Source organism: Kitasatospora sp. NPDC057965 (genome assembly GCF_042887135.1).
Lineage (GTDB): Bacteria > Actinomycetota > Actinomycetes > Streptomycetales > Streptomycetaceae > Kitasatospora.
Genome location: NZ_JBHVPZ010000004.1, coordinates 237,315 through 252,343, shown reverse-complemented (window position 1 = coordinate 252,343; position 15,029 = coordinate 237,315). Strand labels below are relative to the sequence as shown.

The following is a 15,029-nucleotide window of genomic DNA, read 5'->3' as shown; positions in this document are numbered from 1 at the left end:
GCCGGCGCAGGCCTCCCCGGTTCCCACCGGACGGGTCCGGGACGACTGCTCTTCGGCACGGCAGGACGGAAGGCGCGCGATGGCGGAGCTCGCAAAGCGGCTGGTCGAGGCTCTGGACGGACTGCTGGGGGTCCCGGTGCCGCTGCGGGTGCGGGCCTGGGACGGCAGCGTCGCCGGACCGCCGGGCGCGCCCACCGTGGTGCTGCGCAACCGCCGCGCGCTGCGCCGGCTGCTCTGGCAGCCGGGGGAGCTGGGCCTGGTCCGCGCCTTCGTCTCGGGGGACCTGGAGGTCGCCCCGGACACCGAGCTGTACGACGTGCTGCGGGCCGTGGCGCACTTCGCGGAGCGCCCGGAGATCCGCACGCTGCGGCTGGGCCCCGGCGACGTGCTGGGCGCCAGGGGCCGCCGGGTGATGGGCGCGCTGCTGCGGGCCGGTGTGCTCGGGCCCGAGCCGGTGCCGCCGCCGGAGGAGGCCCCGGCGGGCCGCGGGCGGCTGCACAGCCGCGGCCGCGACCGCGCGGCGATCCACCACCACTACGACGTCGGCAACGACTTCTACGGCCTGGTGCTGGGCCCGTCGATGGTCTACTCGTGCGCCTACTGGGAGCCCGCCGCGAAGAGCCTGGAGGCGGCGCAGGAGGCCAAGCTGGACCTCATCTGCCGCAAGCTCGGCCTGCGGCCCGGGATGCGGCTGCTGGACGTCGGCTCGGGCTGGGGCTCGCTGCTGCTGCACGCGGCCCGGCACTACGGGGTGACGGCGGTCGGCGTGTCGATCTCCGAGGAGCAGGTCGCGCTGGCCCGGCGGCGGGTCGAGGAGGCCGGGCTGGCGGACCGGGTGGAGATCCGCCTCCAGGACTACCGGGAGATCCAGGACGGCCCGTTCGACGCGATCTCCAGCGTGGGCATGGCGGAGCACGTCGGCGAGGCCCAGTACCGCGTCTACGCGGAGGGCCTGTACCGGCTGCTGGTGCCCGGCGGCCGGCTGCTCAACCACCAGATCGCCCGCCGCCCCGACCACCCCGGCGAGCGGTACCGGCCCAGCCCGTTCATCAACCGGTACGTCTTCCCGGACGGCGAACTGTCCCCGGTCGGTTCCACCGTCTCCCGGCTGGAGGAGGCCGGCTTCGAGGTGCGCGACGTCGAGTCGCTCCGTGAGCACTACGGGCTGACCCTGCGTGAGTGGGTGGCCAATCTGGAGGCGCGCTGGACGGAGGCGGTCGGGCTGGTGGGGCGCGGCCGGGCGCGGGTCTGGCGGCTCTACATGGCGGCCTCCGCGCTGGCCTTCGAGGAGAACCGGATCGGGGTCAACCAGATCCTCGCGGTGCGCACCTCCGTCCAGGGCGCGGCACACCTCCCGGCGACCCGCGCGGAGTGGCTGGCCGCTCGCGGCACCGCCTCCGACCTGCCCGTCCCGGAGGACCCCGCCGCGGGCCCGGCCGCAACGGATTTGGGGGATCGGGGATCGGTCCGCTAATCTTTCAGTGCGGCAAGGGGCTATAGCTCAGACGGTTAGAGCGCTTCCCTGATAAGGAAGAGGCCACAGGTTCAAGTCCTGTTAGCCCCACCACCGCGAAGGGCCCGGAGCGATGCTCCGGGCCCTTCGGCGTTTTCCGTCGGATTCCCGGAACCACGGGCGGCGGCCGGGTGTTCTACCGGTGGAGGGCCGGGGCCCGCCCGGCGGTGTCCGACGGTGGAGGCGGTGACGCGATGGGTCTGCTGTTCGCGATGACCATCCCCGGTCTGGTCTGTCTGCTGGTGGTGCTGGCGTTCGTCGACCAGCTGGCGCTCAAGGCGCGCCGGTCGCGCCTGGTGCCGTGGCGGGGGACCGGCCGGGAGGGGCAGATCTCGGCGACCGGCTTCGAGCAGCTGCACGCGCAGTTCGCGGCCGGCAAGCAGCATCAGCTCGACGAACGGCAGAGCAGCCTGATGCTGCGCGACGAGGAGGACGACGGGGCGCCGCCGCGCACCCGGGTGGACCTGGCGTCCGGGGTGGCGGTGGTGGTGGCGCCGACGGGTTCCGCGCCCGCTCCACTGCCCGGTTCACCGGCCGGTTCCCCGGCGGGTGGGCGGGAAGGGTGACGGCTCTGCGCAGGCTCTGCGCCGGGCCGACCGTACGACAGGAGGTGTGGCGTCAATCCTCCGGCCGGACGGGTCGGTTGGAGGCAGCGGTCGCTGGTCACGATTGGGACACCGGTGTGTATCATCGGCCGCAAGGGCAGTCCGGCACACCGACCGCCCGTTCGTGCTCGTAACAAACCACGGACTCGTCGGCCCGATCGGAACGATCGGCGCACGGCTGCTGAGTCCGTCAACGCAAGAAGGACGAGGTCCCGCGGTGAAGAAGCTTCTCCTGGTCGCCCTGGTCGCCCTCGGCGGCTTCTTTGTCTACCGTCAGGTCCAGGCGGACCGCGCCGAGCAGGACCTGTGGACCGAGGCCACCGACCCGGTCCCGGCCGGTCGCTGAGGCCACCGACGATCTGACGATCGACAGTCTTCGGAGGCGCCGCGCGGCGCCTCCCGGGCCGGCCGGCCCGGTCGGGTGACCGGGTCGGCCGGAGGTTCCGGCCCCGTACGGCAGGAGTGCCGGGACGGGGCACCGGATTCGTGCCGGGACCGGGTACGCTAGTGTCCGGCGGTGCGTCCGGTGCCGCCCCGGGGCTTTAGCTCAGTTGGTAGAGCGCTGCCTTTGCAAGGCAGATGTCAGGAGTTCGAGTCTCCTAAGCTCCACAGTTTCCTCCACCGCGTGAGGACGGCGATCGGCCGCTGACCTGAATCCTGGTCAGCGGCCGATCCGCGTTCTCAGTGCGGTTCGCGCGGGTCCCGCGGCTCGGAGCGGTCCTCGGTGGGCGTGTCGGCCGCGGCGGGGCCGCCGGCCTCCGGCGAGCCGTTCACCGGGGTGGCCGGGCCGGTGCCGGGGCCCGTGGCGCGCGCGTCGGCCGGGCGGGCGTCGGCCGGAGGCTCCACCAGCCATTCCGGGTTGCTGCGGTGCCGCCACCACTGCCAGGTGGCGATGCCGCTGACGATCGCGATCACCCCGGCCACGGCCAGCCCGGTCGCCCAGCCGGCCCGGCACGACTTGCGGGCGTTGCGGGCCGCGAGCTCGCTGATCTCCGCCGAGGTGACGTTGCCCCGCATGGCGGTCAGCGCGGCGGCGCCGCGGGTCTGGGCCTCGTGGGCGACCGGGCCGACGGCCGCGCGGGCCTCCTCGACGGCGTGCACGACCTTGGGGGCGACCGTGGAGCGCGCCTGGCAGGCCGCCCGGGAGGCGGAGTGGCGGGCGGCCAGGGCGGCCTCCTGGGTGCGGTGCAGGGCCTTCAGGGCGTTCTGCTGGGCCTCCGGTGGCAGGCTGGCGAAGGCGTGACCGACCTGGGGGGCGATGTGCCGGTCGTACTGGACGCGGACGGTGTGGGCGGCCTGGGAGGCCTGCTGCCGGGCGTTGTCCGCGAAGTTGCCGGCCGTTGCTCGGGCCGAGTCCAAAGGGGTCACGAGTCTCTCCTCCTGGTGGCGTCCTTTGTGCACATATCCACCTGAATGCTGATCATGCATCCGGATTTGTCCGATGGCATGCCGGAGTGGGCCGGTGGTGGGGTGCCGTGACCGGGGTGCGGTGGAGGGGGCGGCGTGCCGGGGTGGGGCCGGGGTGCGGCGGGCGGCGGTACCGGTCGGGGGCGAATGGGCCGTCCGGTCGGGGGTATGGCCGCAGTAGGCTGGCGGTTCCGGCGGGTCCCCGCCGGGAGCGCGTACGTGTCGTCGCAGCAAGTCGTGGCAGAAGGGGATAGCCGATGCTCCCGGACGAGCCGAGGCCGCCGATCGACCCGACCCCCGGCCCGGCGGGCGGCGGGAACGGGCTGTCCCGCTGTTACCGGCACCCCGAGCAGGAGACCGGCATCGGCTGCTCGCGCTGCGGCCGGCCGATCTGCCCGCAGTGCATGGTGAACGCCTCGGTCGGTTTCCACTGCCCGGACTGCGTCAGCGAGGGCGGCCGCCAGGTCCGGCGGGCGACCACCCGCTTCGGCGGACGCCCGGCCACGGACGGAGCGCTGGTCACCAAGGCGCTGATCGGCATCAACCTGGTGGTCTTCGTCCTCGCCGGCTACGTGCTCACGCCCTGGCTGGCCTTCGACCTCGAACTGCGCAGCTTCGCCCCCGACCACTACTACCCGTTCGCCTCCGGCGTCGCCGAGGGCCCGGGCCAGTGGTACCGGCTGCTGACCGCCGTCTTCCTGCACACCGCGCCCTGGCACATCGCCACCAACATGCTGGTGCTCTGGGTGCTGGGCCCGCAGCTGGAGGCGGCGCTGGGCCGGGTCCGCTTCCTCGCGCTCTACCTGCTCTCCGGGCTGGCCGGCAGTGCCTTCGCCTTCCTGCTGGCCGGCGACGGGATGCGCTCGCTGGGTGCCTCGGGGGCGGTCTTCGGCCTGCTGGGCGCGACCGTGGTGCTCTACCGCCGGGTCCGGGCCCCGCTCGGGCCGATCGTCGCGCTGCTGGTGTTCAACCTGATCGTCACCTTCTCGGTCCAGGGGATCGACTGGCGCGCGCACCTCGGCGGCCTGATCGCCGGGATGCTGACCGCGGCCGGACTGATGTACGCCCCGCGCGGCCGCCGGGCGGCCGTCCAGGGGCTGACGCTGGCGGGGGTGGCCGGTCTGGTGCTGGCGATGGTGCTCGCCGGGATGGCCGCCTACGGCGGGTGAACCGCCGGCCCGGACCGTCCGTACGGGCGTCCGGCGTCCGCACGGTTGTCCACAGCATGTGCGGGGTTGTGCACAGGCTGTGCGAACGACCGGCCGTGAACGGCTGTTCTACGCGTGTCCTGCTGTGCGGATCCGGCCTTCGCGAGAAGGGCGCGCGGCGGTGTGGAAAGCGCCCCCGGCGCGAGTTATCCACAGGCCCGCGTGACTTTTCCCCAGTGTGGATAACCATGTGGATAAGCGTGGTAATCGGATTACCGAGCGCGGAAGCGCGGCGGAAGTCCACCGTCCGGGCACACCGGGGCGCCGCCCCGGGTCGAGCCGTCCGGGGCGGCGGTGAAGGAGCTCAGGGCAGCAGCCCCGGCGTCACTTCCACTGGGTGGAGACGCCGAAACCCGCCGCGATGAAGCCGAAGCCCACCAGGATGTTCCAGTTCCGCCAGCTCTCCACCGGCCAGCTGCCGCTGGTCACGTAGTAGGTGACGATCCAGATCAGACCGATCAGGAACATCGCCAACATCAGCGGCGCAACCCAGCTGCGGCCCGAACTGATCTTCACCGTCGCCGTGGTCGGCGGGGTGTAGTCGGACTTCTTGCGGAGTCGAGACTTCGGCACGAGGAGCTCTCCTGTCGATGCGCTGTGACCGCGCAGGGGTTCACGGTGGTGTGGCGGCGTCCGTTAGCGTAGTGGTTCGGCGGGTCCGAAGGAGATAAGGGTACGGTGCCTAATTTGTCGATTCCCCCTCGGCCGGCCCGTACCCGCGCCTCCGGCACCCGAATTGTCGGACGTGCCCTGACCTGCGCCGTCTTCGCGCTCGCCGGACTGCTCTTCTACATCAGCGCGCAGACCGCGCGCGGCACCGACCTGCGCACCGACAACTCGCTCCTCAGCCTGTCCGACGTGATAAGGCAGCGCAGCGCGCAGAACCAGCAGTCCCAGGCCCAGCTCGCCGAGCTCCAGGAGCGGTCCCAGCAGCTCACCGGCCAGCAGGGCCGCAGCCCGGCCGACGCCGCGCAGCTCACCGCCCTGGAGCAGGCCGCCGCCCTGGACCCGCTCCAGGGCCCCGGCCTCACCGTCACCCTCAACGACGCCCCGCCGAACGCGACCGCGCGCATCCCCGGCGTGCGCGAGCCGGACGTCAACGACCTGGTCATCCACCAGCAGGACATCCAGGCCGTGGTCAACGCGCTCTGGCGCGGCGGCGCCGAGGGCGTCCAGGTGATGGACCAGCGGCTGATCTCCACCAGCGCCGTCCGCTGCGTGGGCAACACCCTGCTGCTCCAGGGCCGGGTCTACTCGCCGCCGTACGTGGTCAGGGCGGTCGGCCGGACCGACGCGCTGCGCGCCGCGGTGGAGGCGGACCCGACGATCCGCAACTACCAGCAGTACGTACAGGCGTACGGACTGGGCTGGAAGGTGCAGGAGAGCGGGGACCTCGCCCTGCCCGGTTACTCGGGAACGGCGGACCTCCGCGCGGCCACCGGCCAGCAGTAGAGCGGCGGGACGCGCCTGGCAGCCGCGACCCGGGGTCTAGTCTTGACCCCAGTCCGCTGCGTCGAGGGAGCACCATGTACGGCTGGATCTGGCGTCATCTGCCGGGGAACACCCTGGTCAAGGCCGTCGTCTCGGTGCTCCTCGTGCTGGGGATCGTCTACCTCCTCTTCACCTACGTCTTCCCGTGGGCGGAACCGCTCCTGCCCTTCGGTGACGTCACAGTGGACGGAGACGGCGGCGACGGCGCCGTCGGCTGACCCGGCGGCTCCGCCCCCCCGCCCCAGTCCCCGCACCCACCGGAGAACGCGCGCCCATGACCTCCCGGCCGACCCCGCCCCGCATCCTGGTCGTCGACAACTACGACAGCTTCGTCTTCAACCTGGTCCAGTACCTCTACCAGCTCGGTGCCACCTGCGAGGTGGTCCGCAACGACGAGGTGACCGTCGAGCACGCGGTGCGCCGCGACGGCGACGCCGGTTTCGACGGGGTGCTGCTCTCCCCCGGCCCGGGTGCCCCCGAGGAGGCCGGCGTCTGCATCGAGATGGTGCACCACTGCGCGCGGATCGGACTTCCGGTGTTCGGCGTCTGCCTGGGCCTGCAGTCCATCGCGGTGGCCTACGGCGCCGTGGTCGGCCGGGCGCCCGAGCTGCTGCACGGCAAGACCTCGCCGGTCGAGCACGAGGACGGCGGGGTGTTCGCCGGCCTGTCCTCGCCGCTCACCGCGACCCGGTACCACTCGCTGGCGGTCGAGCCCGGCACCGTGCCGGACGAGCTGGTGGTCACCGCGCGCACCGGGAGCGGCGTGATCATGGGGCTGCGCCACCGCGACCTAGCGGTGGAGGGCGTGCAGTTCCACCCGGAGTCGGTGCTCACCGAGGGCGGCCACCGGATGCTCGCCAACTGGCTGGCCGAGTGCGGCGACCCGCAGGCCGTCGACCGGTCCGCCGGGCTCGCCCCGGTGATCGGCCGGGGCTGAGCGGGGTGACCGCGGTGCGTCCGGAGCGACGCCACCAGCCGGAGGCGGACCCGCGGGGCGGCGGCGCGTACCAGGGCGGGCCGTACCCGCAGCAGTACCCCCACCAGGGTCACCAGGGTCACCAGGACCCCCAGGGTCACCAGGAGCAGTACGGCGGCCACCAGGACCAGTACGGCGGCCACCAGGACCAGTACGGCGGTCAGTACGGCGCGCAGGCGCCGCAGGGCCCGTACGGCGGGCAGTACCCGCCGGGGCCGTACCAGCAGGGCCAGTACCAGGGGTACGACCCGTACCAGGAGCAGCAGCTCCGGCAGGGCGGCTTCATTCCCGCCCAGCAGGGCCAGCACCAGGGCTGGGCGGGGCCGCAGGACGCCGAGGACGGCTGGGGCGTCTACGAGCAGGCCGCGCCCCCCGTCGCGCCCGCGCGGGCCGAGGAGACGCTCCGGCTGCACCTGGAGAGCCCGGACGCGCCCGGGACGGAACGGGAGGTGCTCGCCGCCGCCGAGACGGTCACCATGGACGCGGTGGCCGCCGAACCGCGGCCGGCCGTTCCCGCCGGCGGGCGGGCCGAGCGCCGGCGGGCCGCGCAGGGGCGCGGACGGCGCCGCTCGGGCACCCGGACCGCGGCCGGGGACCGGCCCCGGCCGAAGGAATCGGTGGCGGTGGTCCTCGCCCGGTTCCTCGGCGAGCTGTGCATCACCCTCGGCCTGGTGATGCTGCTCTTCGTCTCGTACCAGCTCTGGTGGACCAATGTGCAGGCCGACGCGGCCGCCGACGGGGCCCGCAGCCAGCTGGAGGAGCAGTTCGACGCCGCCGCCCCGGCCCCGGCGGCCGGACAGCCGGCACCGGATCCGGCCAAGCCGGAGACGTTCGAGCCCGGCAAGGGCTTCGCGATCATCCATCTGCCGAAGCTCGGCCAGAAGTTCCCGATCGCCGAGGGCACCGCCAAGGGCGCGGTGCTCGACAAGGGCCTGGTGGGGCACTACACGGGCACCGGCATGCCGGCCGACAAGGCGGGCAACTTCGCGCTGGCCGCGCACCGCAACACCCACGGCGAGCCGTTCCGGCGGATCAACCAGCTCGGCAAGGGCGACAAGATCGTGGTGGAGACCGCGACCGCGTACTACACCTACGAGGTCACCGGCGGCATCCCGGAGACCCCGCCGTCCAACGTGAGCGTGATCAAGCCGGTGCCGAACGGCGCCGGGTACAGCGGGGCGGGCCGGTACATCACGCTGACCACGTGCACGCCGGAGTTCAGTTCGAAGTACCGGCTGATCGTCTTTGGCAAGATGATCGAGGAACGGCCGCGCACCCAGGGCAAGCCGGCCGCCCTCACGGGAGGCTGACCGCGAGCGGGCGAGTAGCAAGGGGAGAGATGTGACCCAGGAGACCGAAGCGGTGGCCGAGGAGGCCTTCCCGGGGGCCGGGCCGGAGTCCGGGGACGGGCGCGGGCCGCGCCGCGGGCGGCGGCGGGCGCTGGCCGTGGTGGGGGTCTTCGGCGAGCTGCTGATCACCCTCGGTCTGGTGCTCGGGCTGTTCGTCGGCTACTCGCTCTGGTGGACCGACGTGCTGGCGGACCGTTCCGCCGCCGCGGCCTCCGACCAGCTGCGCGACTCCTGGGCGGCCGGCGGACCGATCGCTCCCCCGGCCGGGGGCTCCGCCACCGCCGCGCCGGGCGACCCCGCCGTTCCCGGTGCCTCGGCCGCCCCGGACGATCCGACGGTGGGCGGTGCGCAGCCGGGGAGCGGGGGCGGCACCGGGTCGGGCGGCTCCGGCCGGTCGACGGGCGCGGGCGTCGGCTTCCTGCACGTCCCCGCGATGGGGCGGAACTACCAGGTGCTGATCCGGATGGGCACCGACACGGACACCCTGGCCGAGGGCGTCGCCGGGGTCTACGAGCAGCCGTACCGCGCGGCGATGCCCTGGGACGCGTCCGGCAACTTCGCGCTGGCCGCCCACCGGGACGGCCACGGGGCGAAGTTCCACGACCTGGACGCGCTCAAGAAGGGCGACCCGATCGTCGTCGAGACCCGGGACAAGTGGTACGTCTACCGGGTCGACAGCACCCTGCCGGAGACCTCCAAGTTCGACACCGGCATCGTCGCCCCGGTGCCCAAGGGCTCGGGCTACACCGAGCCCGGCCGGTACATCACGCTGACCACCTGCACCCCGGTCTACACCTCGCGCTACCGGATGGCGGTGTGGGGGAGCCTGGTGCGGGTGGACGACATGGACGCCAAGCGCACCCCGCCCGCCGAGCTGCGGCGCGGCTGAGGGCCGCTGGGGCCGCTGAGGTCACCGGCGCCTCCAGGAGCCCCCAGGAGGCGCCGGTGGCCCCCGGGGAACCCGGTGCACCCGGGAAGGCCCGGGGGGAACGCCCGAGGGCCCGTCGACACCGTCGACGGGCCCTCGCCGCTGTCCCGGAACAACTTTCACCCGGCCGGTCCCGCCCCGAGGGGCTCAGAACCAGGGGAACCAGGGCTTAGTTGTTGCCGTTGGGTCCCCCTTTGGTGTTCGAGGGGGTGGGGAGGCCGGGGATCCCGGGGAGTGTGGGGGGGTCGTTCCCTTTGGGCGGGTCCACCGCCTTGGTCATCAGGATGACCGTGGTGCCCGGGTCCACCTGGGTCCCGGCGCTCGGGTTCGAGGCGAGGACGATCGCGTTCGGGTCCTGCGGGCCCTGGGCGACGTTGTACTTCAGGTTCAGACCCTCCAGGGTCTTGATGGCGTCCTTGAGCGCGACGTTCTGCAGCGGCGGGACGGTGGCCTTCTCCGGCGCCTTGAAGATGGTCAGCGTGATCTTGGTGTTGGCCGGCTGCTTGCCGCCCGCCGGGTTCTGCGAGGCCACCGTGTTGACCTTGGTCGGGTCGTTGGTCTGGGTGGTCTTCGAGGAGTCCACCTGGAAACCGGCGCTCGTCAGGGCGGCCTCCGCGGCCTCCTTCTGCTGGCCGACCACGCTCGGTACGTTGATCTTGGCCTTGCCCTGCGAGACGGTCAGCTTGACCGGGGCGGTCGGGTCGGCGCCGCCGCCCGCCGGGTCCTGTGCGATGACCTGGTCCAGCGGGGCGTTGTCGTCGTCCTTGTAGTCGGTCGAGACGTTGGCGAAGCCGGCGTCACCGAGCGCCTTGAGGGCCTGGTCCTTGGTCTTGCCGACCACGCTCGGCACGGTCGCCTTGGCCGGGCCGGAGGACAGCTGCACCGTGATCGTGGCGGCCTCGGCCACCTGGGTGCCGGCGGCCGGGTTCTGCGTGCAGACCTGGTCCTTCTTGATGTTGCTGTCCGGGCAGGCGATCTTCTCGCCCTCGGTGACCACCAGCTTGGGACCGGCCTGGACGGCGGCCGTCCTGGCGTCCGCCAGGCTCTTGCCGAGCAGGCTGGGCGCCGAGACCGTCGGCGCCTCCTTCTTCTGGTCGCCCTTCTTGTCGCCGAACATCGCCTGGGCGACGAAGAAGGTGCCGACCAGGACCAGCACGGCGGCGACCGCCAGCACGATCCAGGAGGTGTTGCTCTTCTTCGGCGGCTCCTCGGCGCGCCGGCCGCCGCGGCCGTAACCGTCGTCGTAGCCGTCGTTGCCGCCGCCCTGGGCGCCGGCGTAGGTCTGGCCGTAGCCGTCGTCGTAGCCGCCGGCCTGCGGCTGGGCGGGGTAGCCGCCCGGGGCGGCCTGCGGCAGGACGGTGGTCGGACCGCCGGGCGCCTGCTGCGGCAGGACGTTGGTCTGGCCGTACGGGTCGTGCTGCTGCGGGTAGCCGTTCTGGTCGTAGCCGTACCCGGCGCCCATGCCGTACGCGGCGGCCTGCTGGGCGGCGGCCACCGGCAGGCCGTCGAGGAAGCGCTCGATGTCGTCGCGCATCTCGTCGGCGGTCTGGTAGCGGTAGTCGCGGTCCTTGGCGAGCGCCTTGAGCACGATCGCGTCGACCTCGGGGCGCACCTCGGGGTCGAAGACGGACGGCGGCTGCGGCTCCTCCCGGACGTGCTGGTAGGCGACCGCCACGGGGGAGTCGCCGACGAACGGCGGACGGACGGTGAGCAGCTCGTAGAGCAGGCAGCCGGTGGAGTAGAGGTCGGAGCGGGCGTCCACCTGCTCGCCCTTGGCCTGCTCCGGGGAGAGGTACTGGGCGGTGCCGATGACGGCGGAGGTCTGCGTCATCGTCATGCCGGCGTCGCCCATCGCGCGGGCGATGCCGAAGTCCATCACCTTGACGTTGCCCTGCCGGGTGAGCATGACGTTGGCGGGCTTGATGTCGCGGTGCACGATGCCGGCCCGGTGCGAGTACTCCAGGGCCTGCAGGATGCCGATGGTCATCTCCAGCGCGCGCTCCGGCAGCAGCCGGCGGCCGGAGTGCAGCAGCTCGCGCAGGGTGGAGCCCTCGACGTACTCCATCACGATGTAAGGGATGGAGATGCCGTCGATGTAGTCCTCGCCGGTGTCGTACACGGCGACGATCGCGGGGTGGTTCAACGACGCCGCCGACTGCGCCTCACGGCGGAAGCGGGCCTGGAACGACGGATCACGGGCCATGTCGGCCCGGAGCGTCTTCACGGCGACGGAGCGGCCGAGCCGGGTGTCATGGCCGAGGTACACCTCGGCCATGCCGCCGCGTCCGAGGACGCCGCCGAGCTCGTACCTGCCGCCGAGGCGACGAGGCTCTTCCATAGATCCGACCCTCTCCCTCACCCGCCGGTGAGGTTGTGACGTAGGTGTCCCCGCACGCTCCGTGTGACGCCGTCCGGGCCCCGGGTGGTTCTGCGGTCAGGACCCTCCGGCACCGCGCGGACGGCAACGGGCACACCCGTTGCTGCGGATACGCTACCGGTCCGACCGTGCGCGGCCCGAGTCGACGGCAGGCCGATACCAGACCGGTATCCGGACAGGGCCGCCGATCGTGACATTTCCCTCACCCCGGGACGCATGCGGTCACTTGCCCAGGACGGCCTGCATCACCGACTTGGCGATCGGCGCGGCGAGCCGGCCGCCGCTGATGCCGTCACGGCTGTTCGAGCCGTCCTCGACGACCACCGCGACCGCGACCGAGCGGCCGTCGGGGGCGTTGGCGTAGGAGGTGAACCAGGCGAACGGCAGGCCCGCGTTGCCCTCGCCGTGCTGGGCGGTGCCGGTCTTGCCGCCGACGGTCAGGCCGGGGATCCTGGCGTTCCTGCCGGTGCCGTTCTCGACCACCGAGACCATGAGGTCCTGCAGCTTCTTCGCGGTCGCCGGGCTGACCGGCTGGGAGAACTGCTTGTCGGTGTGCTTGGAGATGGTGGTCAGCGAGGCGGAGCGCTCCTCGGCGACCAGGTAGGGCTGCATCAGCGTGCCGTTGTTGGCGATCGCCGCGGAGACCATCGCCATCTGCAGCGGGGTGGCCTGGGTGTCGTGCTGGCCGATCGAGTCCTGGGCGGTGCCGTCCGGGGTGGAGTTGGACGGGAAGACGCTCTTCTCCGAGCGGATCGGGGTGTCCACGGTGCTGTTGAAGCCGAACTTCTCGGCCTGCACCCGCATCTTGTCCTTGCCCAGGTCGGCGCCCATCTTGGCGAACACCGTGTTGCAGGACTGGTCCATGCCGGACTTGATGGTGGCGTTGCCGCACCTCTCCTGGTCGGACTCGTTCTTCAGCACGAAGTTGGTGCCCGGCAGGGTGTACGGGTCCGGCGTCTGGGTCTGGTCGTCGATGTTCTGGTACAGGCCGTTCTCGAACGCCGCCGCCGCGGTGACCAGCTTGAAGGTCGAGCCGGGCGGGTAGGTCTCGCGCAGCGCCCGGTTGAGCATCGGCTTGTTGGGGTCGGCGTTGAGGTCGGTCCAGGCCTTGCCGTCCGCCTCCGTGTTGCCGGCGAAGCTGGCCGGGTCGTAGGAGGGCGTGGAGACCAGGGCGAGGATCGCGCCGGTCTTCGGGTCGAGCGCGACGACCGCGCCCTTCTTGTTGCCGAGTCCGTCGAAGGCGGCCTTCTGGGCCTTGGAGTTGATCGTGGTGACGACGTCGCCGCCGCGCTTCTGCTCCCCGGTCAGCATGTCCAGGGTGTTGCGGAAGAACAGCCGGTCGTCGCTGCCGGAGAGGATGCCGTCCTCCAGCTGCTCCAGCTGGCTGGACTGGAAGGCCTGCGAGGAGTAGCCGGTCACCGGGGCGTACATCAGGGGGTCGGTCCAGGAGCGCTTGTACTTGTAGCGCAGGCCGTTCACGAAGGTGGACTGGGTGATCGGCTGGCCGTCGACGATGATGTTGCCGCGCGGGTAGGCGTAGCGGTCGTAGTCCTGGCGCTTGTTGTACTTGTTGCTCGCCCAGGCGTCGGCCTGCACGCCCTGGACCCAGTTGGTGCGCGCCATGAGGGCCAGGATCAGCACGAGGCAGAAGATCGATACCCGGCGGATCGGCTTGTTCACGAGGCGTTGCCCCCTTGGATCTCGGGTGTCGGAGTGGGTTCCACCCCGGGTCGGCGGGCGTTGTCGCTGATCTTCAGCAGGATCGCGACCAGCGCCCAGTTGGCGACCACCGAGGAGCCGCCCTGGGCGAGGAACGGCATGGTCATACCGGTCAGCGGGATCAGTCCGGTGACACCGCCGGCGACCACGAAGACCTGCAGCGCCATCGCCGACGAGAGGCCGACGGCGAGGAGCTTGCCGAACGGGTCGCGGGCGGCGACCGCGGTGCGCAGGCCGCGCTGGATCAGCAGGGCGTACAGCATGAAGATCGCCATCATGCCGGTGAGGCCCAGTTCCTCGCCGAACGAGCCGAGGATGAAGTCGCTCTTGGCGGCGAAGCCGATCAGCCAGGACCGGCCCTGTCCGAGCCCGGTGCCGGTCACCCCGCCGGAGCCGAAGGACATCAGCGCCTGGCCGATCTGCTCGGTGGAGTTCTCCGCGGGGTGCGGCCCGAAGGCGGCCATCGGGTCGAGCCAGGCGTCGATGCGGGTCTTCACGTGGCTGGTGGTGGAGGCCACCATGACCGCGCCGCCGACCGACATCAGCAGGCCGAAGACGATCCAGCTGGTCCGCTCGGTGGCGACGTAGAGCATCACCACGAAGAGGCCGAAGTACAGGAAGGACGAGCCGAGGTCGTTCTCGAAGATCAGGATCAGCAGGCTGAGCAGCCAGATCACGATGATCGGGCCGAGGTCGCGCCCGCGCGGCAGGTAGAGGCCCATGAAGCGGCGGCTGGCCAGCGCCAGGGCGTCCCGCTTGACCATCAGGTAGCCGGCGAAGAACACGGTCAGGATGATCTTGGCGAACTCACCGGGCTGGATCGAGAAGGAGCCCATCCGGATCCAGATCTTGGCGCCGAAGTCCTCCCTGCGCTCCGGGAAGAACGCCGGCGCGGCGAGCAGGACCAGGGCGACCGCCATCGAGATGTAGGTGTAGCGCTGGAGGACCCGGTGGTCCTTCAGGAAGACCATCACCACGATGAAGAACGCGATGCCCAGGCCGGACCACATCAGCTGGTTGGCGGCCGCCGGGTAGTTGCTCTTCAGCAGCGGTCCGGCCTTGTCCAGCCGCCAGATCATCACCACGCCGAGCCCGTTCAGCAGGGTGGCGATGGGCAGCATCAGCGGGTCCGCGTACGGCGCGAACCTGCGCATCAGCAGGTGGGCGATCAGCGCGAGGGCGCCCATGCCCAGGCCGTAGCCGAGCATGCCGGCCGGCAGCTTCCCGTCCATCGCCAGGCCCACGTTGGCGTACGCCAGGACGGGCAGTGCCACCGCGAAGGCGAGCATCGCCAGCTCGGTGTTGCGCCGGTTGGGCGTCGCCTGCGGCGAGATGGTGGTGTTGCGGCGGCGCCGCGAGGACGCGCGGTCGGCCGGCACGCCGGTGTCCCGGCGATCGGCGCCGCTGCTCACATCGGATGTACTCACGTTTTAGCCGCTCCCTGACGGCCGGCCGG

The 15,029-nt window shown here is 72.0% G+C and carries 14 protein-coding genes and 2 tRNA genes; 11 read left to right on the top strand and 5 right to left on the bottom strand.

Going from position 1 to position 15,029, the window contains the following annotated elements; all coding sequences use genetic code 11:
- Positions 1-79 precede the first annotated feature (79 nt).
- The 5 genes from ACFVVU_RS06975 to ACFVVU_RS06955 all read left to right on the top strand — a co-directional run bounded on the left by ACFVVU_RS06975 (position 80) and on the right by ACFVVU_RS06955 (position 2,727).
- Positions 80-1,474, top strand: coding sequence for a class I SAM-dependent methyltransferase (locus tag ACFVVU_RS06975; RefSeq protein WP_380684283.1), 1,395 nt, complete (start codon positions 80-82; stop codon positions 1,472-1,474).
- A gap of 16 nt (positions 1,475-1,490) precedes the next feature.
- Positions 1,491-1,567: transfer RNA gene (locus tag ACFVVU_RS06970), tRNA-Ile, on the top strand.
- 140 nt (positions 1,568-1,707) lie between these two features.
- On the top strand, positions 1,708-2,079 hold the full coding sequence (locus ACFVVU_RS06965) for a DUF6191 domain-containing protein (RefSeq protein ID WP_380715079.1): 372 nt from the start codon (positions 1,708-1,710) through the stop codon (positions 2,077-2,079).
- A gap of 256 nt (positions 2,080-2,335) precedes the next feature.
- Positions 2,336-2,464 (top strand): DLW-39 family protein, encoded by a 129-nt coding sequence (locus ACFVVU_RS06960; RefSeq protein ID WP_014137031.1) that lies wholly within the window; start codon positions 2,336-2,338, stop codon positions 2,462-2,464.
- Between the two features lie 190 nt (positions 2,465-2,654).
- Positions 2,655-2,727: transfer RNA gene (locus ACFVVU_RS06955), tRNA-Ala, on the top strand.
- Between the two features lie 72 nt (positions 2,728-2,799).
- Here ACFVVU_RS06955 and ACFVVU_RS06950 read toward each other — a convergent pair.
- A complete protein-coding gene (locus ACFVVU_RS06950) occupies positions 2,800-3,486 on the bottom strand; it encodes a DUF5324 family protein (RefSeq protein ID WP_387788635.1) in 687 nt (228 codons plus the stop codon).
- Between the two features lie 296 nt (positions 3,487-3,782).
- Here ACFVVU_RS06950 and ACFVVU_RS06945 point away from each other — a divergent pair, with 296 nt between their 5' ends.
- Complete coding sequence (locus ACFVVU_RS06945; protein WP_380687382.1) at positions 3,783-4,694, top strand: rhomboid family intramembrane serine protease; 912 nt, start codon at positions 3,783-3,785, stop codon at positions 4,692-4,694.
- Between the two features lie 363 nt (positions 4,695-5,057).
- On the opposite strand, the gene crgA is transcribed toward ACFVVU_RS06945, so the two are convergent.
- Positions 5,058-5,306 carry a cell division protein CrgA gene (crgA, locus tag ACFVVU_RS06940; protein ID WP_355362474.1) on the bottom strand — a complete coding sequence of 83 codons (249 nt, stop codon included), beginning with the start codon at positions 5,304-5,306 and terminating at the stop codon, positions 5,058-5,060.
- 114 nt (positions 5,307-5,420) lie between these two features.
- On the opposite strand from crgA, the gene ACFVVU_RS06935 reads away from it, so the two are divergent.
- The 5 genes from ACFVVU_RS06935 to ACFVVU_RS06915 all read left to right on the top strand — a co-directional run bounded on the left by ACFVVU_RS06935 (position 5,421) and on the right by ACFVVU_RS06915 (position 9,438).
- Positions 5,421-6,185, top strand: a complete 765-nt coding sequence (locus tag ACFVVU_RS06935; RefSeq protein ID WP_380687380.1) for a DUF881 domain-containing protein — start codon at positions 5,421-5,423, stop codon at positions 6,183-6,185.
- A 74-nt stretch (positions 6,186-6,259) separates the two neighbouring features.
- Entirely contained in the window at positions 6,260-6,442 is a 183-nt protein-coding gene (locus ACFVVU_RS06930) for a hypothetical protein (protein WP_350560556.1), read from the top strand.
- 56 nt (positions 6,443-6,498) lie between these two features.
- Positions 6,499-7,161 (top strand): aminodeoxychorismate/anthranilate synthase component II, encoded by a 663-nt coding sequence (locus tag ACFVVU_RS06925; RefSeq protein ID WP_387788634.1) that lies wholly within the window; start codon positions 6,499-6,501, stop codon positions 7,159-7,161.
- 14 nt (positions 7,162-7,175) lie between these two features.
- Complete coding sequence (locus ACFVVU_RS06920) at positions 7,176-8,510, top strand: class E sortase (RefSeq protein ID WP_387788633.1); 1,335 nt, start codon at positions 7,176-7,178, stop codon at positions 8,508-8,510.
- A 52-nt stretch (positions 8,511-8,562) separates the two neighbouring features.
- Positions 8,563-9,438 carry a class E sortase gene (locus ACFVVU_RS06915; protein ID WP_380687386.1) on the top strand — a complete coding sequence of 292 codons (876 nt, stop codon included), beginning with the start codon at positions 8,563-8,565 and terminating at the stop codon, positions 9,436-9,438.
- A gap of 208 nt (positions 9,439-9,646) precedes the next feature.
- On the opposite strand, the gene pknB is transcribed toward ACFVVU_RS06915, so the two are convergent.
- The 3 genes from pknB to ACFVVU_RS06900 all read right to left on the bottom strand — a co-directional run bounded on the left by pknB (position 9,647) and on the right by ACFVVU_RS06900 (position 14,952).
- Complete coding sequence (gene pknB, locus ACFVVU_RS06910; RefSeq protein WP_380681519.1) at positions 9,647-11,815, bottom strand: Stk1 family PASTA domain-containing Ser/Thr kinase; 2,169 nt, start codon at positions 11,813-11,815, stop codon at positions 9,647-9,649.
- A 261-nt stretch (positions 11,816-12,076) separates the two neighbouring features.
- The gene (locus ACFVVU_RS06905; RefSeq protein WP_380681522.1) at positions 12,077-13,534 is read right to left on the bottom strand and encodes a peptidoglycan D,D-transpeptidase FtsI family protein; all 1,458 of its coding nucleotides are present in this window, start codon (positions 13,532-13,534) and stop codon (positions 12,077-12,079) included.
- Positions 13,531-14,952: an FtsW/RodA/SpoVE family cell cycle protein gene (locus ACFVVU_RS06900; RefSeq protein ID WP_387788694.1), complete on the bottom strand. Its 1,422-nt coding sequence runs from the start codon at positions 14,950-14,952 to the stop codon at positions 13,531-13,533. The genes ACFVVU_RS06905 and ACFVVU_RS06900 overlap by 4 nt, the downstream gene beginning before the upstream one ends.
- Between the last annotated feature and the right edge of the window lie 77 nt (positions 14,953-15,029).